The organism is Streptomyces sp. NPDC051183 (genome assembly GCF_040682455.1).
Lineage (GTDB): Bacteria > Actinomycetota > Actinomycetes > Streptomycetales > Streptomycetaceae > Streptomyces.
Genome location: NZ_JBFBBA010000012.1, coordinates 42,910 through 64,654, shown reverse-complemented (window position 1 = coordinate 64,654; position 21,745 = coordinate 42,910). Strand labels below are relative to the sequence as shown.

The following is a 21,745-nucleotide window of genomic DNA, read 5'->3' as shown; positions in this document are numbered from 1 at the left end:
CCCGTCACGGCATCGGCTGTGGCGGGCGGGGCCCGTGGTACTCGCCGCTCGGGCGCATCCGCAGCGGCCGTTCCTGGTACTCCTCCAGTGCGTGCGCGATCCAGCCCGCGGTGCGGGCCACCGCGAAGACCGTCTCCCCGGCCTCCGCCGCCATCCCGCACGAGACGGTCAGCACCGCCAGCGCCAGGTCCACATTGGCGTGCAGCCCGCCCTGCCGGGTCATCGTCGCGGCCACCTCCCGCGCGGCGCCCAGCGCGGGCGCGGCCTGCGGCAGCCCCTCCAGCCGGGCGAACAGTGCCTGCGCGCGCGGGTCCTCGCCCTTGTACAACCGGTGCCCGAGCCCCGGCACCCGCCGGCCCGCGCGCAGGTACTCGGCCACCACCGGAGCGGCCCCGCCCCGCTCCAGGACCTCCACCAGCATCCGGTGCGCCAGGCGGCCGGCCGCGCCGTGCAGCGGCCCTTCGAGCGCGCCGAGGCCGGCCGACACCGCCGCGTACGGATGGGCGCGGGCGGACGCGGCCACCCGTACCGCCAGGGTGGAGGCGGCCAGGTCGTGGTCGGCCAGCAGCCCGAGCGCCAGGTCCAGCACGGCCAGCGCGTCCGGGTCCGGATCGCGCGCCGTCAGCCGCGCCCACAGCTGCCGGGCGATGCGGCCGTCCCCCGGCCACCCGGACGGCCCGGCCTCGGGCAGGGCTCCGACCAGCGTGGGGATCAGGCAGCGCGCGGAGCCCAGTACGGCCTCCTCGGACAGGTCGAAGCGCAGCGGGTCCGCGACCGCCGCCGCGGCCAGCGCCACGCGCAGCCGGTCGACCGGACCGCTGTGCTCGGGGAGGGCGGCGACCGCCCGCCGGGCCGCGGCGAGGGGTTCCGCGGGGGCCGTGAAGCGCGCCCCGCGCGGGAGCGCGCCCGTCCAGAGCCACTCCGCCACCTCCTCGTAGCTGTGGCGCGAGGCCAGTGCCACGGCGTCCACACCCCGGAAGTAGTACCGGTCCGGCTCGATGAGCGTGAGGGCCGTGCGTACGGAGAGCTCCCCGGCGGGGGCCGCTGCCTCGCGGCGGTTGCGCCGGGCCAGCTCCGCCACCTCCCGCGCGTCGAAACTGCTGCCCCGGCCGACCGGGTCGCGTCGGCTGGTGAGCTGGCCCCGGCTGACGTAGGCGTACACGGTGGCGGGCTTCACCCCGAGCAGTTCGGCGGCCTGCCGGGTGGTGAGCCGTCGCTCTTCGTTCATGCACGACAGCCTATACACGTTGATTCAATCAATATTGACAAGGATTCCATCAATCATCGATGGTCGATCCATGAACACCACCGTCAATACCTTCAAAGGCCCGCGCGGTCTCGCGGGAGTAGTGGTCACCGACACCCAGCTCGGTGACGTCCGAGGCCGTGAGGGCTTCTACCACTACCGCCAGTACTCGGCCGTCGAGCTCGCCGCGAGCCGCACCTTCGAGGACGTGTGGCAGCTGATGTTCCGCGGCACGCTCCCGGCCGACGCCGCCGAGCGGGCCGCCTTCGCCGCCGAGATCGCACCGCTGCGCCGGCTGCCCGCCGAGGTGCGGGACGCCCTGCCCGTACTGGCCGGGGCCACGGCCCTCGCCGGCCCGCTCGCGGGGCTGCGCACGGCACTCTCGCTGCTCGGCGCCTGCGCCGGCTTCCGCCCGGTGTACGACCTCGACCCCGAGCGCCGGGCCGCCGACGCGCTGGCCGCCTGCGCCGCCGTACCGACCCTGCTCACGGCCCTGCACCGGCTCGGGCAGGGGCTGGAGCCGGTGGAGCCGCGCGAGGACCTCCCGTACGCCGCCAACTACCTGTACATGCTGACCGGCGAGGAACCCGACCCCGCGAAGGCCCGCGCGGTCGAGCAGTACCTGATCTCCACCATCGACCACGGTTTCAACGCCTCCACCTTCACCGCCCGCGTGATCGCCTCCACCGGCGCCGACATCGCGGCCTGCCTCACCGGGGCGATCGGCGCGCTCTCCGGGCCGCTGCACGGCGGGGCGCCCAGCCGGGCCCTGGACACGCTGGACGCCATCGGAACGGCCGACCGGATCGACCCGTGGATCCGCGAGCGGGTGCTGGCCGGGGACCGGATCATGGGCTTCGGGCACCCCGTGTACCGCACCGAGGACCCCCGCTCGCGCATGCTGCGGGACATCGCCGGCCGGTTCGGCGGCCCGCGCGTCGACTTCGCCGTCGAGGTCGAGCGGCAGGTCGAGAGGATCCTCGCCGAGCTCAAGCCGGGCCGCGAGCTCCACACCAACGTCGAGTTCTACGCGGGCGTGGTCATGGAGCTGTGCGGGCTGCCCCGCGAGATGTTCACCCCGACCTTCTGCGCGGCCCGGGTGGTCGGCTGGAGCGCGAACATCCTGGAGCAGGCGGTCGACTCGAAGATCATCCGACCGGCCGCCCGCTACACCGGACCGACCCCGCCCCAGCCGGTGCCGCCGCTCGGCTGACGGCGCCCGAGGCGGCACTGGCTACGATCGGGCGGGTGAACAGCAGGCAGGCCATCCCCGTCGTCGTCCTCACCGGATTCCTCGGATCCGGCAAGACCACCGTGCTCAACCACCTCCTCGGCAACCGGGGCGGCACGCGCATCGGGGTGGTCGTCAACGACTTCGGGTCGATCGAGATCGACGCGATGTCGGTGGCGGGCCAGGTCGGGGACTCGATGGTCTCCCTCGGCAGCGGCTGCCTGTGCTGCGCGGTGGATGGCAGCGAACTGGACGCGTACCTGGAGAAGCTCGCCGCGCCGGTCCACCGCATCGACGTGATCGTCATCGAGGCGAGCGGGCTGGCCGAGCCCCAGGAGATGATCCGGATGCTGATGGCCAGCGAGAATCCGGACATCCGCTACGGCGGCATGGTGCAGGTCGTGGACGCGGCGGAGTTCGACGCGACCCGGGACAAGCACCCCGGGACCGACCGCCACCTCGCCGTCGCCGACCTCGTCGTCCTCAACAAGACCGACCGGGTGGACGGCGCCGAACGGGCGTGCATCGAGGGCGTACTGGGCACCCTCTGCGCACCGGGAACCCCGGTCATCGGCGCCGACCACGGGCGGATCGACCCCGAGCTGCTCTTCGACCGCCGCCCGTGGACGGAGACCCGCGGACAGCTCTCCTTCGAGGACCTGCTTGCCGAGGCGGACGACCACGACCACGACCACGACCACGACCACGACCACGGCCATGACCACGAGGGCGACCACTGCGCCCATGCGCACGCGTCGTACGAGAGCGTCGAGTTCGTTTCCGAGCAGGCCCTCTCCCCGAGGCGGTTCATCGACTTCCTGGACCGCCGGCCGGCCGGGCTCTACCGGATCAAGGGCTTCGTCTACTTCGGCGTCCCCGGCCACGAGGAGCGCTACGAGGTCCACGCGGTCGGCCGCTTCCTGCGTTTCGTCCCGCAGCCCTGGGGCCGGGGCGAGCCCCGACTGACGCAGCTCGTCCTGATCGGTTCCGGCACCGACGGGCCCGCACTCCTCGGCGAACTCGCGGACTGCCGCGAACCCTCCCCGCGGGAACTCGGCCCGGAGAGCATGTGGGGCGTCCTGCGGTACGTGGCCCGGCGCGAGCCTGAATCGGAGCCCGAATCGGAGCCGGAGCCGCAGCCGGAGCCCGGAGCCGATCCCGGCTAGGCGACCTCGATGCCGTGCTCGCGCAGGAGGTCCTCCAGCCCGGCGCGGTAGCCCTTGCCGCCGATCACGAAGTCCCAGTCGCCGTTCGCCCGGCGCCGGAACGAGCCGAGGACCAGGGCGGTTTCCCCGGCGCGGCCGTCGGAGACCTCCAGGCGGCCGAGCTCCTCGCCGTCGGCGCCGAGCAGGCGGACGTGTGCGTCGGTGAAGCCGGCGAGGTCGGCGTTCGGGTCGGCCTCGGGGTCGATCGCCGCGACGAGGACCAGGCGGTCGGCGCGCTGCGGCAGCGCCTCGAAGGAGACCTCCAGCGCGGCCTTGTCGGGCGCGCAGTGCGCCCGGGTGCGCACCGAACCGTCCGGCGTGCACGGGTTGTTGAAGAACACGAAGTGGTCCTCGCTCAGCACCCGGCTGCCCTCGCAGACCAGCGCGCACACGTCGAGCGCGACCTGGCCCGACCAGGACATGCCCAGCACGTTGTGCTCCGGGGGCGCGGCGGGCTGCGGCTGCGGCTGCGGCCCTGGCTGCGTCTGCGCCTGCGGCCGCGGCTCCGGCGTCCGCTGGGCCGGGACGGAGGCTCCGCCGCTCCCGCCGCCGAGGCGCCCGCGCAGCCCGTACTGGTGCAGGAGCTCCACGAGCTCGGCCCCGGGAACCAACTCCAGCGGCTTGCCGTTGGCAAAGGTGTACGACCCGGGCCCGAAGGAAGAAGTGGTGACCAGCACGCCCTTGTTGGCACCCGCGTCCTGGACCGTGCCGTACAGGTCACGTACCGCCGTCGGCGGCACCGTGTTGCGGTAGCGCTTGACCTGGACCACGATCCGCCCGCCCCGGATCGGTGCCGGGTCCAGCGCCTCGACGTCGACACCGCCGTCGCCCGAGCGCTGCGTGGTCACCGCCTCCATGCCCATCGCCCGGAACAGCTCCGCGACCAGGTTCTCGAAGGCGATCGGGTCCATCGCGAAGAGGTCGGGCTCGTCCTCGCCGTCGGCCGCGTGCCCACCGTGGCTGACGACGCCGCCCGCGCCGCCGACCTCGGCGGGCCTGCGCCCGGGCCGTACCGCGGTCAGCTGATCGGGGCGCGCCGACAGCTGCCCGCGCAACCCCTCGACCAGGCAGTCCACCGCGCTCACCTGCTCCAGCCGCAGCCCGGTGAAGGCGGAGCGCGCGGCCGACACGGTGGTCAGGACGAGCTGGGTCTCCCGGCCCGTCACCGGATCGTGGTCGTCCACGAAGCCGTTGACCACCACCGAGTCCAGCGCGCCGAACTCGTCCGCGGCGTACAGCTCGCGCACCACCAGCAGGACGCACTGGGCCAGCAGGTCCCGGTACAGGCCCCGCCGCTGGGTGGCCGGGCGGGCCGTCTCCTTGTCCTGGTCGGTACTCGGCACGTAACGGACCGACTTGGCCTCCGGCACCACCTCGTACCGCGGCAGCTCCCAGTCCAGCACCAACTGCCGGGCCGCCGGGTCGTACGCCGCCGAGACCTGGCGCGGCAGGGCCTCGGGCCAGGCGGTGGAGGCGTACAGGGCCGCCGAGAAGTACTCGACGGCCGCCTCGGCATCGCCCGCCCGCAGCGCCGCGGCCAGCTCGGTCAGCCCTTCGTTGTGCCGGCGTACCCCGGCCTGCTGCTCGGCCGCCCACCGGTCGTACTGCTCGCGGTAGGCCGCCAGTTGCCGGCGCCGCTCGGTCTCGGCCGCGTGCGCCGCCTGCCAGGCCTGGGTGTACCGTGCGTGCGCCTCGCGCTCCGCCTGGGCGCGCCGGCCGGCGCCGGGCAGCCAGCCGCCCGGCTGCTGGAACTGCTCGATGCGGGGCATCGGCACGGGGTGCGCCAGGTTCCCGGGGTTGAACGGCGCGAGCACCTCGGGCTGCCGTACCAGCCCGGCCATCCGGAACGCGGGCGCCCGGCAGCCCGCGGCCAGCAGGCCCTGCAGGGCGGCCACTTCCGCCTCGATCCGCTCCGAACGCCGCCGGGCCTCCGCCTCGCGGTGCTGCCGGTACGCCGCCTGCTGCTCGCGCTGGCCCCGGGCCACGTCCCGCTCGTACGCCCGTTGGCGGCGCTCGGCCTCACGCTGCTGGATCAGCTGCGTACGCTGCTGCCGGCGCTGGGCCTCGGCCCAGTCCCCGATCGATCCGCCCGACCGACGACTCATCAGCTTTCTTCCCCCGCCCGCCCGCAAGCACCAACGGGAAAACAGTAGTCGGTGCATCCGGCACGGGGCGGGGTGTCGAGGACCGCGGCCCCCGACACCCCGCCCGCCGGTCTACGTCCTACAGCGCGGCCCCCGCCAGCGCCGCCACGGAAGCGGGCAGCGCGGCGCCCGAACCGTCCCGCCGCGGGTCCACGGCCGGCAGCTCGGCCGGCGTGCCGTTCGCGGTCGCCGCCCGGACCGGGGACGCGCCCGCCCAGGCCAGCACCAGCAGGTCCTCGCCCTTCAGGAACCGCTGGCAGCGCACGCCGCCCGTGGCCCGGCCCTTGCGCGGGTACTGGTCGAACGGGGTCAGCTTCCCGGACAGCATCGAGTCGTCCAGCGTCCCGTGCGAGCCGGCCACGGTGAACACCACGGCGTCCCGGGCCGGGTCGATGGCCGAGAAGTGGATCACCTTCGCGTTGTCGGCGAGCTTGATGCCCGCCATACCGCCCGCCGGGCGGCCCTGCGGGCGCACCTGGCCCGCCGGGTAGCGGAGCAGCTGGGCATCGTCGGTGATGAAGACCAGGTCCTCCTCGCCCGTGCGCAGCTCGACCGCGCCGACGATCCGGTCGCCCTCCTTCAGGGTGATGACCTCCAGCTCGTCCTTGTTGGCCGGGTAGTCCGGCACGACCCGCTTGACCACGCCCTGCTCGGTGCCCAGCGCCAGACCCTGGCCGGACTCGTCCAGCGAGGTCAGGCAGACGACCTTCTCGTCCGCCTCCAGACCGGACAGGAACTCCGAGACCGGGGCGCCGCCCGCGAGGTTCGGCGCGGCGTGCGTGTCCGGCAGCTGCGGCAGGTCGATCACCGACAGCCGCAGCAGCCGCCCGTACGAGGTGACCGCGCCGACGTCCGCCCGGGCGGTGGCGGCGACCTGCGAGACGATCAGGTCGTGCTTCGCCCGGCTCCCGCCCTCGTCCTCGGGCAGCGGGTCGGCGTTCGCCGTACGGGCCAGCAGGCCGGTGGAGGAGAGCAGCACCCGGCACGGGGTGTCGGCGACCTCCAGCGGAACCGCCGCGACCGGGGTGCCGGCCGACTCCAGGAGCACCGTACGGCGCTCGGTGCCGAACTTCTTGGCGACCGCGGCCAGTTCCGTGGAGACCAGCTTGCGCAGCTCGGTGTCGGAGTCGAGGATCCCGGTCAGCTCGTCGATCTCGCCGGTGAGCCGGTCGCGCTCGGACTCCAGCTCGATCCGGTCGAAGCGGGTGAGCCGGCGCAGCGGGGTGTCCAGGATGTACTGGGTCTGGATCTCGCTCAGCGAGAAGCGCTCCATCAGGCGCTGCTTGGCCTGCGCGGAGTTGTCGCTGTCGCGGATGAGGCGGATGACCTCGTCGATGTCGAGCAGGGCCACCAGCAGGCCCTCGACCAGGTGCAGCCGGTCGCGCCGCTTGCCCCGGCGGAACTCGCTGCGCCGGCGCACGACCTCGAAGCGGTGGTCGAGGTAGACCTCCAGCAGCTCCTTGAGGCCCAGGGTCAGCGGCTGTCCGTCGACCAGCGCGACGTTGTTGATGCCGAAGGACTCCTCCATCGGCGTCAGCTTGTAGAGCTGCTCCAGCACGGCCTCCGGGTGGAAGCCGTTCTTGATCTCGATGACCAGGCGCAGGCCGTGCGAGCGGTCGGTGAGGTCCTTGACGTCGGCGATGCCCTGGAGCTTCTTCGAGCCGACCAGGTCCTTGATCTTCGCGATGACCTTCTCGGGACCAACCGTGAAGGGCAGTTCCGTGACGACCAGGCCCTTGCGGCGCGCCGTCACGTTCTCCACGGCCACCGTCGCGCGGATCTTGAAGGTGCCGCGACCGCTCTCGTACGCGTCCTTGATGCCCGAGAGCCCGACGATCCGGCCGCCCGTGGGCAGGTCGGGACCCGGCACGAAGCGCATCAGCGCCTCCAGGTCCGCCTGCGGGTAGCGGATCAGGTGCCGGGCGGCGGCGATGACCTCGCCCAGGTTGTGCGGGGCCATGTTGGTGGCCATGCCGACCGCGATCCCGGAGGCGCCGTTGACCAGCAGGTTCGGGTACGCCGCGGGCAGCGCGACCGGTTCCTGCTCCTGGCCGTCGTAGTTCGCGGTGAAGTCGACGGTGTCCTCGTCGATCGACTCCGTCATCAGCGACGTGGCGTCGGCCATCTTGCACTCGGTGTAGCGCATCGCGGCCGGCGGGTCGTCGTTGCCGAGCGAGCCGAAGTTGCCGTGGCCGTCGACGAGCGGCAGCCGCATGGAGAAGGGCTGCGCCATGCGGACGAGGGCGTCGTAGATGGAGGCGTCACCGTGCGGGTGCAGCTTGCCCATGACCTCGCCGACGACACGGGCGCACTTCACGTACCCGCGGTCGGGGCGCAGGCCCATCTCGTTCATCTGGTAGACGATGCGGCGGTGGACCGGCTTCATGCCGTCCCGGGCGTCGGGCAGGGCGCGGGAGTAGATCACCGAGTACGCGTACTCGAGGAAGGAGCCCTGCATTTCGTCGACGACGTCGATGTCGAGGATCTTCTCCTCGAAATCCTCCGGCGGCGGGGTCTTCGTGCTGCGGCGGGCCATCGCTGCGCGGCTCCTTAACCAAGAATCGGGATGAGCTGGGTCTCACGGGTGGGGCGGGGTCTGGCTGGAAGTACTGGCTGGATCTTGCTGGCTGGGTCCTGCTGGGTCCTGCTGGGGTGTCTTTCGACGGTACGACGCGGACCATTGTGGCCCGAGCCACCGACAACGCCGACTCCGACCCAGGAGTGGGCCGGGAACTTCTCCGGTCGCCGACACGCTTGCATACAGTGGCAGGTCTGACAGAAATCTCTGCATCGCGATCGAAGGGACCACATGCCCATGGGTCACACGGCCACAGCTCAGGCCGGCTCCGGCGGCCTGACAGCGACCGAGCACCGGCTGGCCAACGGCCTGCGCGTGGTGCTTTCCGAGGACCACCTGACCCCGGTCGCCGCGGTCTGCCTCTGGTACGACGTCGGCTCGCGCCACGAAGTCAAGGGACGCACCGGCCTGGCTCACCTCTTCGAGCACCTGATGTTCCAGGGCTCGGCGAGCGTACCGGGCAACGGACACTTCGAACTGGTCCAGGGCGCCGGCGGCTCCCTCAACGGCACCACCAGCTTCGAGCGCACCAACTACTTCGAGACGATGCCGACGCACCAGCTGGAGCTCGCGCTCTGGCTGGAAGCGGACCGGATGGGATCGCTGCTCGCCGCCCTGGACGACGAGTCCATGGAGAACCAGCGCGACGTCGTGAAGAACGAGCGCCGCCAGCGGTACGACAACGTCCCGTACGGCACGGCCTTCGAGAAGCTGACCGCCCTGGCGTACCCCGAGGGCCACCCGTACCACCACACCCCGATCGGTTCCATGGCCGACCTGGACGCCGCGTCCCTGGAGGACGCGCGCAACTTCTTCCGTACGTACTACGCGCCCAACAACGCGGTGCTGTCGGTCGTCGGCGACATCGATCCCGAGCGGACGCTCGCCTGGGTCGAGAAGTACTTCGGCACCATCCCCTCGCACGACGGCAAGCAGCCGCCCCGCGACGGCTCGCTGCCCGACGTCATCGGGGAGCAGCTGCGCGAGGAGATCGTCGAGGAGGTGCCCGCGCGTGCGCTGATGGCGGCCTACCGGCTGCCGCACGACGGCACCCGCGAGTGCGACGCCGCCGACGTGGCGCTGACCATCCTGGGCGGCGGCGAGTCCTCGCTGCTGCACAACCGGCTGGTACGCCGCGACCAGACGGCCGTCGCGGCCGGCTTCGGCATGCTGCGCCTGGCCGGGGCGCCCTCGCTGGGCTGGCTGGACGTCAAGACCTCCAGCGGGGTCGAGATCCCCGCCATCGAGGCGGCCGTGGACGAGGAGCTCGCGCGGTTCGCCGCCGAGGGCCCGACGGCCGAGGAGATGGAGCGCGCGCAGGCGCAGCTGGAGCGCGAGTGGCTGGACCGGCTGAGCACGGTGGCCGGCCGCGCCGACGAACTGTGCCGCTTCGCGGTGCTGTTCGGCGACCCGCAGCTGGCGCTGACCGCGGTCCAGCGCGTCCTGGACATCACCGCCGAGGAGGTGCAGGCCGTGGCCGCGGCCCGACTGCGCCCGGACAACCGCGCGGTGCTCGTCTACGAGCCCATCGCGGCCGACGAGTCCGACCAGCACGACGAGTCCGACGAGAACGAGGGGGCGGAGCAGTGAGCGACACCGCAGCCGTCACGATGACCTTCCACCCGCGCCCGCAGGCCGGCGAGCCGCAGCCGTGGGCCTTCCCGGCCCCCGACCGCGGGGAGCTGCCCAACGGCCTGACCCTGCTGCGCTGCCACCGGCCGGGCCAGCAGGTGATCGCGGTCGAGATCAACCTCGCCGCCCCGCTCGACGCGGAGCCCGAGGGCCTCGACGGCGTGGCCACCATCATGGCCCGCGCGCTGTCCGAGGGCACCGACAAGCACTCCGCCGAGGAGTTCGCGGCCGAGCTGGAGCGCTGCGGCGCCACCCTCGACGCGCACGCCGACCACCCGGGCATCCGGGTCTCCCTGGAGGTCCCGGCCTCCCGGCTGCCCAAGGCGCTGGGGCTGCTCGCCGAGGCGCTGCGCGCGCCCGCCTTCGCCGACTCCGAGGTGGACCGGCTGGTGCGCAACCGGCTCGACGAGATCCCGCACGAGCTGGCCAACCCGCAGCGCCGCGCCGCCAAGCAGCTCTCCAAGGAGCTCTTCCCGGCCTCGCTGCGGATGTCCCGCCCGCGTCAGGGCACCGAGGACACGGTCGCCCGTATCGACTCGGCGGCCGTACGCGCCTTCTACGAGGCCCACGTGCGCCCCGCCACCGCCACCGCGGTGGTCGTCGGCGACCTGACGGGGATCGACCTGGACGCGGTCCTGGCCGACACCCTGGGCAGCTGGACCGGCGACACCACCGCGCCGCGCCCCGTCCCGCCGATCACTGCCGACGACACCGGCCGCGTCGTCATCGTCGACCGGCCCGGAGCGGTCCAGACGCAGCTGCTGATCGGCCGCATCGGACCGGACCGGCACGACCGCGTCTGGGCGCCCCAGGTGCTCGGCACGTACTGCCTGGGCGGCACTCTCACCTCGCGCCTGGACAAGGTGCTGCGCGAGGAGAAGGGGTACACGTACGGCGTGCGCGCCTTCGGCCAGGTGCTGCGCTCCACCGCCGACGGCAAGGGCGCCTCGATGCTCGCCATCAGCGGCTCGGTGGACACCCCGAACACCGGCCCGGCGCTGGAGGACCTCTGGAAGGTGCTCCGGACCCTGGCTGAGGGCGGCCTGACCGATGCCGAACGTGACGTGGCGGTGCAGAACTTGGTGGGCGTGGCCCCGCTGAAGTTCGAGACGGCGGCCTCGGTCGCGGGCACCCTCGCCGACCAGGTCGAGCAGGAGCTGCCGGACGACTACCAGGCGCAGTTGTACGCGCGGCTCGCCGAAACCGGCACGGTGGAGGCGACTTCGGCGGTCGTCAGCGCCTTCCCGGTGGACCGGCTGGTCACGGTTCTGGTGGGCGACGCGGCCCAGATCGAGGAGCCGGTACGGGCCTTGGGGATCGGTGACGTGAGCGTCGTCTCCAACTGACGGCCCGAAGTGCCGTCCAGTCGGGCGGCACGGGAGGGGCTCCGACGGTTCATCCGTCGGAGCCCCTTTTGTCCGTTTAGGGATGAGGTTGCTCGAATGTGCTGTGGCGTACGCAACAAAAAGGCGTGTCTGTTTGGCGATTGACTGATGATCCGCCTAGCGTCGGCCGTGCTGTCCGTCAGTTGTACCCGCCGCGCCCGCGGCACCGGACAGCGATCGCCGAGTCCCCGTCAGGCGCGAGCCTGGGGAGCCGGGGACCCACATCAGTCCCTGGGGTGAATCGGACCGCCTCGCAAGAGGAGGCCCGTAGGAGACCTTCCTGCTCCGAACCCGTCAGCTAACCCGGTAGGCGAGAGGGAAGGAAAGGATCAGCCCCTTCATGGCGTTTGGCAGTCGTGCCGCCGGCAAGCACCGTGGTTCCAGTCGTATGAGCCGCAAGACCGCCGGCTACGCCGGCGTAGCCGCCCTCGCCGCCACCGGCGTCGTCGGCTCCCTGGCCGGTCCCGCGTTCGCCGCGGACAAGGCCCCCTCCATGGAGGACACCGGCCTGAACACCATCGTCGTGGCCGACGATCTCGCGGACGAGATCCAGGCCCAGGCCGACTCCCAGCAGCGGGCCGCGGAAGCCGCGGCCGCCAAGGCGCAGGCCGAGGCCGACGCGAAGCAGCGGGCCGCCGAAGCCAAGGCGAAGGCCGAAGCCCGGGCCAAGGCCGAGCGCGAGGCCGCCGAGCGCGCGGCCCGCGAGGAGGAGCGCAAGCGCCTCAACACCTTCGTCTCGCCGCTCGAGGACACCTACGTCAGCACGCAGTACCACGCGGGCGGCGGCATGTGGTCCTCCGGCAGCCACACGGGCATCGACTTCCACGCCTCCTCGGGCACCGAGGTGCACTCGGTCGGCCTGGGCACCGTGGTCGAGGCGGGCTGGGGCGGCGCGTACGGCAACAACGTCGTCATCAAGCACGCCGACGGCACCTACACCCAGTACGGCCACATGTCCTCGCTGAGCGTCTCCGTCGGCCAGCAGGTCACCCCGGGCCAGAGGATCGGCCTGTCGGGCTCCACCGGCAACTCCAGCGGCCCGCACCTGCACTTCGAGGCCCGTACCGGCGCCGACTACGGCTCGGACATCGACCCGATCGCGTACCTGCGTCAGCACGGCGTCACCGTCTGACCCGCACCGCACGCTTCCGCGAAGGCCCCGGCTCCCAGAGCCGGGGCCTTCGCGTTGTGTGAATGTTTCGTATTTCCGGCCGTCCTCGGAAATTATCGTGTGTTGCAATAGAGTTGCAGTGCGCGGATGTACGCACTCGCGCGTACATACACATCAATGACGGCGGCAGTCGGAAATAGGCGGAGGTCCGGTCTTGCGTATTCCCGCGCAGGCGGTATGCACAGCAATCCGTGACGACATCGTCTCCGGTGTCTTCGGGCCGGGCAGCCGGCTCACCGAGGAGGTACTGGCCCGCCGCTACGGAGTCTCGCGCGTCCCGGTGCGCGAGGCACTGCGCACGCTCGAGTCCGAGGGGTTCGTCACCACCCGGCGGCACGCGGGCGCCTGTGTGGCCGAGCCGACCGAGCAGGAGGCCGCGGACCTGCTGGAGGTGCGGATGCTGCTGGAGCCGCTGGCCGCCGCCCGGGCCGCCCGGCGGCGCAGCGAGGCCCACCTCAAGGTGCTCCGCGGGCTGGTCAGGCTGGGCCAGGAGCGGGCGAGGCGGGGTCAGGGGGAGGATCTGCGCTCGCTGGGCGGCTGGTTCCACGAGACCCTCGCCCAGGCGTCCGGCAGCCCGGGGCTGATCGCGCTGCTCACCCAGATGCGGCACAAGATCGCCTGGATGTACTCGGTGGAGGCCCCGGCGCGGCCGGTGGAGTCCTGGGCGGAGCACGGGGCGATCGTGGACGCGGTGGCGCGCGGTGACGCCGAGCGGGCCCGGGCGCTCACCACGGTCCACGCGGAGCGGGCGGTGGGGGCGCACCGGTTGCGGGTGAGGACTTCGCAACCTGCCGTAAACATGGCGAGCGGCCCGCATTAACAAACGCCGTATACAAAGGACGGATATTCGTGCGGCCCGGGTAATTCGCGGGTCCGTGTCATACCGTGCCGCGCCGTGCCGTTCCGCGTAATTCCGACCCGGGTCGGCGGCCGGAATTCCGCTATTCGTGGCGCATTGTCGGGGACCGTGGCCGGCCCGTGCCCGCCGTCCGCAAAACAGTGAAGCCGTGGCCGCCGGTATTCCGGTGGCCACGGCTTCGCCGTACGGGTCGAACCCGAAGGGGTCAGACGGTCTCGGGGAGCTCTTCGAGGCCCTCGGCGACCAGCTTCGCGAGGCGGTCCAGCGCCGCCTCGGCGCCCTCGGCGTCGGACGCGAGGACGATCTCCTCGCCGCCCTGGGCGCCCAGGCCCAGAACCGCCAGCATGGAGGCGGCGTTGACGGGGTCGCCGCCGGCCTTCGCGATGGTCACCGGGACGCCGGAAGCGGTCGTCGCGCGGACGAAGATCGAGGCGGGACGAGCGTGCAGGCCCTCGGCCCAGCCGACGTTGACGCGGCGCTCTGCCATGGTGATGCCCTTCAGGTTCTTACGGTTGTCTAGACCAGTCTCTCACGACGTCCGGAATGCTCCGACCGACCTTCGGCCCGAATCTCCCTGCCGTTCGACCTTCCCCAGCTTGCACTGATTCGCGTCAGCTTGCCCGATGCGCCGCGCCAGGGCCACCTGAGCGGGAGGACCCTTAAGGTGGCCCCATGACCACCGAGTCGGACCCCTCGTACCCGGCACACTGGGAAGCGGACGTCGTCCTCAGGGACGGCGGCACCGCCCGCATCAGGCCGATCACCACCGAGGACGCGGGCCGCCTGGTCAGCTTCTACGAGCAGGTCTCGGACGAGTCGAAGTACTACCGCTTCTTCGCCCCCTACCCGCGGCTCTCCGACCGCGACGTGCACCGCTTCACCCACCACGACTTCGTGGACCGGGTCGGCCTCGCGGCGACCATCGGCGGGGAGTTCATCGGCACCGTCCGCTACGACCGGATCGGCTCCGACGGCCGCCCGGCGACCGGGCCCGCCGACGAGGCCGAGGTGGCCTTTCTCGTACAGGACGCCCACCAGGGCCGCGGCGTGGCCTCCACCCTGCTCGAACACATCGGGGCGGTCGCCCGCGAGCGGGGGATCCGGCGCTTCGCCGCCGAAGTGCTGCCCGCCAACAACAAGATGATCAAGGTGTTCACGGACGCCGGATACCAGCAGAAGCGCAGCTTCGAGGACGGCTCCGTCCACCTCACCCTCGACCTCGAACCCACCGCCGAGTCCCTCGCCGTGCAGCGCGCCCGCGAACAGCGCGCCGAGGCCCGCTCGGTGCAGCGGCTGCTGACCCCGGGCTCCGTGGCCGTGATCGGAGTCAGCCGCTCCGGCAGCGGAGTGGGCGCGGCGACCCTGCGCAACCTGCGGGACAGCGGCTTCCACGGCCACCTCTACGCCGTCAACGAGGCCCGCGCCCCCGGCATCGAGGGAGACCTGCTGGACGGCGTACGGGCCTACCGCGCACTCGGCGACATCGGCGCACCCGTCGACCTCGCGGTGGTCGCGGTCCCGGCGGACCGGGTGCCCCGGGCGGTGGCCGACTGCGGCGAACACGGCGTGCAGGGGCTCGTCGTACTCTCCGCCGGATACGGCGAGAGCGGCGCGGAGGGGACGGCCCGCCAGCGCGAACTGCTGCGCCAGGTGCGCTCGTACGGGATGCGGCTGATCGGACCGAACGCCTTCGGGGTGATCAACGCGGCCCCCGAGGTGGAGCTGAACGCCTCCCTGGCCCCCGCTCCGCTGCCCAAGCGCGGCCGGATCGGCCTCTTCACGCAGTCCGGGGCGATCGGGATCGCGCTGCTCTCGGGGCTCCTGCGCCGCGGCGAGGGCCTGTCCTCCTTCGTGTCGGCGGGCAACCGCGCCGACGTCTCCGGCAACGACATCCTTCAGTACTGGTACGACGACGAGGCGACCGACGTCGCGCTGCTCTACCTGGAGACCCTGGGCAACCCGCGCAAGTTCACCCGGCTCGCCCGCCGGACGGCGGCCGTGAAGCCGGTCGTCGTCGCCAAGGGCGGCCGCCACACCCCCGCCGGGCACGTGGTCCCCGACACCCGGCTCCCGGACGCGACGGTCTCGGCGCTGCTGCGGCAGGCGGGCGTGATCCGCGTCGACACCGTCACCGAGCTGGTGGACGTCGGCCTGCTGCTGGCCGCGCAGCCGCTGCCCGCCGGACCGCGGATCGCGATCCTCGGCAATTCCGAGTCCCTCGGCGTCCTCACCTACGACGCCTGCCTGACGCAGGGGCTGCGGCCGCTGCCGCCGCTGGACCTGACGACGGCGGCCTCGCCGGCGGACTTCCGCGCGGCCCTGGCCGCCGCCCTGGCCTCCGATGACTGCGACGCGGTCGTCGTCACGGCGATCCCGTGGGTCAGCGAGCGCGCACTGGCCGACGATCTCGCCGACGCCCTGCGCGAGGCCGTGGCCGAGGTGCCGGGCAAGCCCGTCGCGGTGGTGCACGTGGAGCTCGGCGAGCTGGTCGAGGCCCTGTCCGCGGCGCGCGCCACGGCACCGGCCCCCGGCCCGCAGGCCGAGACGGCCCCGGTGGCGGCGCAACCAGCAGTCGCATCCGCATCCGCGCCGGCTGCCGCGCCCGCAGCCCCGCCCGCCGACTCCCGCCCGCCCGAGGACCGCGACCGCATCCCCAGCTACCCCGCCGCCGAGCGCGCCGTCAAGGCCATCGCCGAGGCCGTGCGCTACGGCCAGTGGCGGCGCGCCATCGCCGAGCCCGGCCAGGTTCCCGAGTACGAGGACATCGACGAGACCGGAGCCGCCGGGCAGCTCTCCCGCCTGCTGGCGGACGTGGCGGACGACGAGGTCCTGACCCTGGACGACCCCGACGCCCGCGAACTGCTCGGACGCTACGGGATCCGCGTGTTCGCCACCCTCCCCGCGCCCAGCGCCGACGCCGCGGCCCGCGCCGCCCAGGTGCTCGGCTATCCCGTGGCGCTCAAGACCACCGCCCCGCACCTGCGCCACCGCGCGGACCTGGGCGGCGTACGCCTCGACCTCACCACAGAGGCGGAGCTGCGGCGGTCCTACGACGAGCTGACCGAAGCCCTCGGCAAGCCCGCCGAGCTGCTCCCCGTCGTCCAGGCCATGGTGCCCCGCGGCGTCGACACCGTCGTGCGCTCCGTCATCGACCCCGCTGCCGGAGCCGTCCTCTCCTTCGGCCTCGCCGGTGCCCCCTCCGAGCTGCTCGGCGACACCGCACACCGGCTGGTCCCGGCCACCGACCGGGACGCCGCCGGCCTCATCCGCTCCATCCGCACCGCCCCGCTCCTCTTCGGCTGGCGCGGCAGCGACCCCGTCGACACCCCCGCCCTGGAGGAACTGCTCCTGCGGCTCTCCCGCCTCGTGGACGACCACCCCGAGGTGGTCGGGGTCTCACTGGAGCCCGTGGTCGTCGCCACCGAAGGCCTCTCCGTGCTCAGCGCCACCGTCCGCCTCGCCCACGCCCCCGCCCGCAGCGACCTCGGGCCGCGCACCCTGCCCAGCTACTGACGTCCGGCGCGGCCGGGGTGCCCCGTACGGGCCTTAGGATGGACCTCATGGCGAAATCCGGTACGACGACCCAGGGGCTGCGCACGGCGATCGAGCGCAGCGGCTACTACCCGGCCCTCGTGGCCGAGGCCGTGGAGGCCGCGGTGGGCGGCGAGCCGATCTCGTCGTACCTGGTCCACCAGGAGACGACCTTCGACTCGAACGAAGTGCGCCGCCACGTCACGGTGCTGGTCCTGACCGGCAACCGCTTCATCGTGAGCCACACCGACGAGCAGGCCGCCGACGCCGGGTCCCCGTCCCCGTACGCGACCACCTCCACCGAGTCGGTCAAGCTCTCCAGCATCTCCTCCGTGGTGCTCAGCCGGGTCGTCGCCAACCCGGAGTCCTACACTCCCGGCACCCTGCCCCGCGAGGTCGTCCTGACCATCGGCTGGGGCGCGGTCTCCCGGATCGACCTGGAGCCGGCCGCCTGCGGCGACCCGAACTGCGACTCCGACCACGGCTACACCGGCAACTCCACCGCCGACGACCTGAGCCTGCGCGTCAGCGAGGCGGGCGACGGCCCGGAGGCCGTGCGCCAGACGCTGGTCTTCGCGCAGGCGCTCAGCGAGGCGACCGCGGCCACGTCGTCCCCCGCCGCCCGCTGATGGCGTACTCCGCGGCGCAGAACTGGGCGGACGAGCCCGAGCTCCTGGACCTCGCCGGCGCCCCCGTGCCGCAGTACGGCACGGGCTCGCTCGCCGACCTGCTGCCGACGCTCGTGGCCGGCCAGGGCGTGCCCGGTTTCACCGCCTCCATCACCGAGCTCACCCCGGCCGACCGCAACTGCGTGTTCCTCGTCGACGGCATGGGCTGGGAGCAGATAAAGGCCCACCCCGCCGAGGCCCCGTACCTCACGTCCCTGCTCGGCAGCTCGCGCGGCGGCACCGGCCGCCCGATCACCGCGGGCTTCCCGGCGACCACCGCCACCTCGCTGGCCTCCGTCGGCACCGGCCTGCCGCCCTCTCGGCACGGCCTGCCCGGCTACACCGCGCGCAACCCCGCCACCGGCGAGCTGATGAACCAGCTCCGCTGGCACCCGTGGACCCCGCCGAAGCCCTGGCAGCCGTACCCGACCGTCTTCCAGCAGGCCGACGCGGCCGGCGTGGCCACCGCACAGGTGTCCTCGCCCGCGTTCCAGACCACCCCGCTGACCAAGGTCGCTCTGAGCGGCGGCACCTTCCTCGGGCGCATGACCGGCGAGGAGCGCATGGACCTCGCGGCCGAGCGCCTCGCGTCCGGCGACCGCTCGCTCGTGTACACGTACTACAGCGAGCTCGACGGGGCCGGACACCGCCACGGCGTGGACTCCGACGCCTGGCGCGGCCAGCTGATGTACGTCGACCGGCTGGTGCAGCGGCTCGCGGAGCAGCTTCCGGCGCGCACCGCGCTCTACGTCACCGCGGACCACGGCATGGTGGACATCCCCTTCGACGAGGACTCCCGGATCGACTTCGACGACGACTGGGAGCTGGGCGCGGGCGTGGCCCTGCTCGGCGGCGAGGGCCGGGCCCGGCACGTGTACGCCGTCCCCGGCGCCGAGGCCGACGTCCTCACCGTGTGGCGCGAGGTGCTCGGCGACCGGTTCTGGGTCGCCAGCCGCGAAGAGGCTCTGGAGCTGGGCTGGTTCGGCACACCGGGGGAGTGCGACGAGCGCGTCCTCGGCCGCATCGGCGACGTCGTCGCGGCCGCCCAGGCCGATGTGGCGATCACCGCTTCGCGGGCCGAGCCCAACGAGTCGGCCCTCGCCGGCATGCACGGCTCCATGACCCCGGCCGAGCAGCTGGTCCCGCTGCTCGAAGTCCGCACCTGATCCCTCCGACCGACCTCCCCTGTCCGCGACCCGAAAGGTCTTGTACTCCCCATGCCCGAGCTGGTGTTCTTCTCCGGAACGATGGACTGCGGAAAGAGCACGCTGGCGCTCCAGATCGCCCACAACCGCGACGCCCGGGGCCTGCAAGGCGTGATCTTCACGCGGGACGACCGGGCGGGGGAGGGCAAACTGTCCTCGCGGCTCGGCCTCGTGACGGAGGCGATCGAGGCGCCGGAGGGCATGGACCTGTACGCGTACCTGGTCGCACAGCTCTCCCAGGGCGGCAAGGCCGACTACGTGATCGTCGACGAGGCCCAGTTCCTGGCCCCCGAGCAGATCGACCAGTTGGCGCGCATCGTCGACGACCTCGACATGGACGTGTTCGCCTTCGGCATCACCACGGACTTCCGCACGAAGCTCTTCCCCGGCTCGCAGCGGCTGATCGAGCTCGCGGACCGCCTGGAGCAGCTCCAGGTCGAGGCCCTGTGCTGGTGCGGGGCCCGAGCCACCCACAACGCCCGTACGGTGGGCGGGCAGATGGTGGTCGAGGGCGCCCAGGTCGTCGTCGGCGACGTCAACGGCCCGGCGGAGGAGATCGGCTACGAGGTCCTCTGCCGCCGCCACCACCGCCGCCGCATGACCAGCGCCGCGGCCCAGGCCGGCGCCCTCTCCCCGGACGTCCTCCCGGTCAACCACGCCTGACCGCCTCCGCGAACCGCGACGCGCGCACTGACGCACGCACGGACGGCCGGCGGGGCGGGGTGCCCTGCCGGCCGTCCGGGTTCGTCACGCGGTCCGCGGTGTTACGGGGTGGACTTGCCGACCTCCAGGTCCGCGGTGGGGTCCTTGACCGTGCCGCCGGGCGGGCCGGCGGCGGCGCTCGTGTTGTTCGCCGGCCTCGGGTCGGCCGTCAGGGAGTCGACGGCGGCGGTGTTGCGGATGTCGGAGCCGTTGCCGGTGTACCCCGGGTCCAGCTTCACCTTGATCACCCAGGTGACCGAGGCCCCGGGGGCCAGGCGCGGCAGCGGGCCGCAGGTGACGGTCCGTCCGGAGGTGCACGCGGCGTCGCCCGAGACGAAGCTCAGCGCGGTGGGCAGCGTGTCGGTGACGGTGATCTGCTCGGCCTGCGAGGGGCCGTTGTTGGTGACGGTCAGGGCGTAGTCGAAGGTCTCGCCCGGGGCCACGGGGGCGGTCTGGACGGGCCTCTTGGTGATGGCGAGGTCCGCGGCGGGATCCGTGACGTGGCCGCCGGGCACGGTCGCGGTGCTGCTGTCGTTCTCGCTCGCGGGGTCGATGTTGTCGGCCGTCACCTGGGCGGTGTTCTTCAGGTCGCTGCCGTCGCCGCTGTAGGCGGGGTCGACCTTGACGGTGAGCAGGTACTCGACCGTCTCGCCGACCTTGAGCGGGCTGGTGCGCTTGCACGACACCAGGTGCCCGGCGACGGAGCATCCGGCCGGGGAGGACGCCACGTACGAGAGGCCCTCGGGGAGGCTGTCGGTGAGCTTGACGTTGAACGCGTCCGCCGAAGGGCCGTTGTTGGTGACCCGGATCCGGTAGTCGAAGGTCTCGCCAGGTACGGGCGGCCTGGAGCCCACGGCCTCCTTGGTCACCGCCAGGTCCGCGGTCGGCTTGTTGACGGTGCTGCCGGGCAGGCCCGCGGGGCTGCTCGTGTTGTTCTCGGTGTGGGGGTCCTTGGTCTTCGAGGTGGCGGTCGCCGTGTTGCGGACGTCGGATCCGTTGCCGGTGTAGTTGCTGTCGAGGCGGACGGTGAACCGCCAGCTCCGCGACACCCCCGGCTCCAGTACGGCCAACGGGCCGCAGCTGACCGTACCGTCGGCGGCCGAGCAGCCGTCGGGGGAGGAGACGAAGGCGAGCTGCGCGGGCAGCTTGTCGGTGATCGTGGTGTCGACCGCCCGGGAGGGGCCGTCGTTGTGCGCGGCCACCACGTACTCGAAGGTCTCCCCGGGGGCGATCGGGGTGCCGTTGGCCGGCCTCTTCGTCGTCCACACGTCGGCCTGCGGGGCGGTGACCCCGCCCGGCGGCAGCACGGCGTGCGAGGTGTTGTCGGCGGGCTCCGGTTCCTTGGACGCGGAGGAGGAGGTCGCGGTGTTGCGCAGGTCGCTGCCGTCACCGGAGTAGCCGGCGTCCAGCTTCACCTTGAAGGTCCACACCACCTCGGCGCCCGGGACGAGCCTGGCCAGCGGACCGCAGCTGACGGTCCGCCCGGAGGCCGTGCACGGGTCTGCCGAGGACACGAAGGTCAGCCCGTCGGGCAGGGTGTCGGTCACCACGACGTTGCGCGCGTCGGAGGGCCCCTTGTTGGTCGTACGGATCTCGTACTCGTACTCCTGGCCGGGAACCGTCGGCCCCGCGCCCAGCGGGGTCTTGACGGTGGCCAGGTCCGAGACCGGGTCGAACGGCCCCGGGGGCAGCACCGGATCGGGCTTGTTGTTGGCGGGATCGGGATCGGTGGCGTCCGAGCTGCCGGAGGCGCTGTTGCCCAGGTCGGAACCGTCGCCCTGGTACGAGGGGCTCAGCCGGGCATGGAAGCTCCAGCTCTTGCTCTGACCGGCGCCCAGCTGGGGTTCGGGCCCGCAGGTGACGGTCTGGTCGGTGGCGGTGCAGCCGTCCGAGGAGTCCACGAAGGAGATCCCGTCGGGGAGCCTGTCCGTCGCGGTGACGTTCCGGGCCACCGACGGGCCCTTGTTCTTCGCGGTGAGGGTGTAGGTGATGAGGTCACCGGGGGCCTCGGCACGCCGTGCCGTCACCTCGACCGTGTGCCCCCCTCCCGGCAGGGCCGCCGCGGGGACCGGACCTGCCCACAGTGCCGCGGCGCAGAGCAGCGGAGCCAGGGCCCGCACCGCCGGCCGCCGGCCTGGTGTCGTCGTCATCGCGCATCGTTCCGTTTCGTGTGTGCGAGGACCGTACA

General features: G+C 72.7%; 15 protein-coding genes and 1 riboswitch. Of the genes, 10 read left to right on the top strand and 5 right to left on the bottom strand.

Features of this window, described 5'->3' with window-relative positions; genetic code table 11:
- Positions 1-4: 4 nt before the first annotated feature.
- Positions 5-1,228 (bottom strand): citrate synthase, encoded by a 1,224-nt coding sequence (locus AB0M99_RS13260; RefSeq protein WP_365919635.1) that lies wholly within the window; start codon positions 1,226-1,228, stop codon positions 5-7.
- A gap of 70 nt (positions 1,229-1,298) precedes the next feature.
- Between AB0M99_RS13260 and AB0M99_RS13255 the strand changes: the two genes are divergently transcribed.
- On the top strand, positions 1,299-2,459 hold the full coding sequence (locus tag AB0M99_RS13255) for a citrate synthase/methylcitrate synthase (protein ID WP_365919633.1): 1,161 nt from the start codon (positions 1,299-1,301) through the stop codon (positions 2,457-2,459).
- Between the two features lie 35 nt (positions 2,460-2,494).
- On the top strand, positions 2,495-3,643 hold the full coding sequence (locus AB0M99_RS13250) for a GTP-binding protein (RefSeq protein WP_365919631.1): 1,149 nt from the start codon (positions 2,495-2,497) through the stop codon (positions 3,641-3,643).
- Here the strand turns inward: AB0M99_RS13250 and AB0M99_RS13245 are convergent.
- Entirely contained in the window at positions 3,640-5,787 is a 2,148-nt protein-coding gene (locus AB0M99_RS13245; RefSeq protein WP_365919629.1) for a restriction endonuclease, read from the bottom strand. The genes AB0M99_RS13250 and AB0M99_RS13245 overlap by 4 nt on opposite strands.
- 118 nt (positions 5,788-5,905) lie before the next feature.
- The gene (locus tag AB0M99_RS13240) at positions 5,906-8,362 is read right to left on the bottom strand and encodes a DNA topoisomerase IV subunit A (RefSeq protein WP_365919627.1); all 2,457 of its coding nucleotides are present in this window, start codon (positions 8,360-8,362) and stop codon (positions 5,906-5,908) included.
- A 279-nt stretch (positions 8,363-8,641) separates the two neighbouring features.
- On the opposite strand from AB0M99_RS13240, the gene AB0M99_RS13235 reads away from it, so the two are divergent.
- The 4 genes from AB0M99_RS13235 to AB0M99_RS13220 all read left to right on the top strand — a co-directional run bounded on the left by AB0M99_RS13235 (position 8,642) and on the right by AB0M99_RS13220 (position 13,412).
- The gene (locus AB0M99_RS13235; protein ID WP_365919625.1) at positions 8,642-9,994 is read left to right on the top strand and encodes a pitrilysin family protein; all 1,353 of its coding nucleotides are present in this window, start codon (positions 8,642-8,644) and stop codon (positions 9,992-9,994) included.
- 20 nt (positions 9,995-10,014) lie between these two features.
- On the top strand, positions 10,015-11,382 hold the full coding sequence (locus AB0M99_RS13230) for a pitrilysin family protein (protein WP_365919809.1): 1,368 nt from the start codon (positions 10,015-10,017) through the stop codon (positions 11,380-11,382).
- Between the two features lie 207 nt (positions 11,383-11,589).
- Positions 11,590-11,749, top strand: a riboswitch (cyclic di-AMP (ydaO/yuaA leader).
- A 12-nt stretch (positions 11,750-11,761) separates the two neighbouring features.
- Positions 11,762-12,553: a M23 family metallopeptidase gene (locus AB0M99_RS13225; protein ID WP_365919623.1), complete on the top strand. Its 792-nt coding sequence runs from the start codon at positions 11,762-11,764 to the stop codon at positions 12,551-12,553.
- 193 nt (positions 12,554-12,746) lie between these two features.
- A complete protein-coding gene (locus tag AB0M99_RS13220; RefSeq protein WP_365919621.1) occupies positions 12,747-13,412 on the top strand; it encodes a GntR family transcriptional regulator in 666 nt (221 codons plus the stop codon).
- A gap of 244 nt (positions 13,413-13,656) precedes the next feature.
- Here AB0M99_RS13220 and AB0M99_RS13215 read toward each other — a convergent pair whose 3' ends face one another.
- Positions 13,657-13,938, bottom strand: a complete 282-nt coding sequence (locus AB0M99_RS13215) for an HPr family phosphocarrier protein (RefSeq protein ID WP_266783732.1) — start codon at positions 13,936-13,938, stop codon at positions 13,657-13,659.
- 185 nt (positions 13,939-14,123) lie between these two features.
- Between AB0M99_RS13215 and AB0M99_RS13210 the strand changes: the two genes are divergently transcribed.
- From AB0M99_RS13210 to AB0M99_RS13195, 4 genes are read left to right on the top strand one after another with little or no spacing between them, the layout of a single operon-like run.
- Complete coding sequence (locus tag AB0M99_RS13210; protein WP_365919619.1) at positions 14,124-16,964, top strand: GNAT family N-acetyltransferase; 2,841 nt, start codon at positions 14,124-14,126, stop codon at positions 16,962-16,964.
- A gap of 47 nt (positions 16,965-17,011) precedes the next feature.
- Positions 17,012-17,611, top strand: a complete 600-nt coding sequence (locus AB0M99_RS13205; protein ID WP_266940626.1) for a DUF5998 family protein — start codon at positions 17,012-17,014, stop codon at positions 17,609-17,611.
- Positions 17,611-18,816, top strand: coding sequence for a nucleotide pyrophosphatase/phosphodiesterase family protein (locus AB0M99_RS13200; protein WP_365919617.1), 1,206 nt, complete (start codon positions 17,611-17,613; stop codon positions 18,814-18,816). The genes AB0M99_RS13205 and AB0M99_RS13200 overlap by 1 nt, the downstream gene beginning before the upstream one ends.
- A gap of 51 nt (positions 18,817-18,867) precedes the next feature.
- Complete coding sequence (locus tag AB0M99_RS13195) at positions 18,868-19,518, top strand: thymidine kinase (RefSeq protein ID WP_365919615.1); 651 nt, start codon at positions 18,868-18,870, stop codon at positions 19,516-19,518.
- A 101-nt stretch (positions 19,519-19,619) separates the two neighbouring features.
- On the opposite strand, the gene AB0M99_RS13190 is transcribed toward AB0M99_RS13195, so the two are convergent.
- On the bottom strand, positions 19,620-21,707 hold the full coding sequence (locus tag AB0M99_RS13190) for a DUF11 domain-containing protein (protein ID WP_365919613.1): 2,088 nt from the start codon (positions 21,705-21,707) through the stop codon (positions 19,620-19,622).
- Positions 21,708-21,745 lie beyond the last annotated feature (38 nt).

Bases quoted from the DNA above. Each gene is read 5' to 3' on its own strand.
- AB0M99_RS13215 (WP_266783732.1), bottom strand. From the start codon at position 13,938: ATGGCAGAGCGCCGCGTCAACGTCGGCTGGGCCGAGGGCCTGCACGCT.
- AB0M99_RS13255 (WP_365919633.1), top strand. From the start codon at position 1,299: ATGAACACCACCGTCAATACCTTCAAAGGCCCGCGCGGTCTCGCGGGA.
- AB0M99_RS13245 (WP_365919629.1), bottom strand. From the start codon at position 5,787: ATGAGTCGTCGGTCGGGCGGATCGATCGGGGACTGGGCCGAGGCCCAG.
- AB0M99_RS13225 (WP_365919623.1), top strand. From the start codon at position 11,762: ATGGCGTTTGGCAGTCGTGCCGCCGGCAAGCACCGTGGTTCCAGTCGT.
- AB0M99_RS13205 (WP_266940626.1), top strand. From the start codon at position 17,012: ATGGCGAAATCCGGTACGACGACCCAGGGGCTGCGCACGGCGATCGAG.
- AB0M99_RS13200 (WP_365919617.1), top strand. From the start codon at position 17,611: ATGGCGTACTCCGCGGCGCAGAACTGGGCGGACGAGCCCGAGCTCCTG.
- AB0M99_RS13190 (WP_365919613.1), bottom strand. From the start codon at position 21,707: ATGACGACGACACCAGGCCGGCGGCCGGCGGTGCGGGCCCTGGCTCCG.
- AB0M99_RS13235 (WP_365919625.1), top strand. From the start codon at position 8,642: ATGGGTCACACGGCCACAGCTCAGGCCGGCTCCGGCGGCCTGACAGCG.
- AB0M99_RS13230 (WP_365919809.1), top strand. From the start codon at position 10,015: ATGACCTTCCACCCGCGCCCGCAGGCCGGCGAGCCGCAGCCGTGGGCC.
- AB0M99_RS13195 (WP_365919615.1), top strand. From the start codon at position 18,868: ATGCCCGAGCTGGTGTTCTTCTCCGGAACGATGGACTGCGGAAAGAGC.
- AB0M99_RS13240 (WP_365919627.1), bottom strand. From the start codon at position 8,362: ATGGCCCGCCGCAGCACGAAGACCCCGCCGCCGGAGGATTTCGAGGAG.
- AB0M99_RS13210 (WP_365919619.1), top strand. From the start codon at position 14,124: ATGACCACCGAGTCGGACCCCTCGTACCCGGCACACTGGGAAGCGGAC.
- AB0M99_RS13260 (WP_365919635.1), bottom strand. From the start codon at position 1,228: ATGAACGAAGAGCGACGGCTCACCACCCGGCAGGCCGCCGAACTGCTC.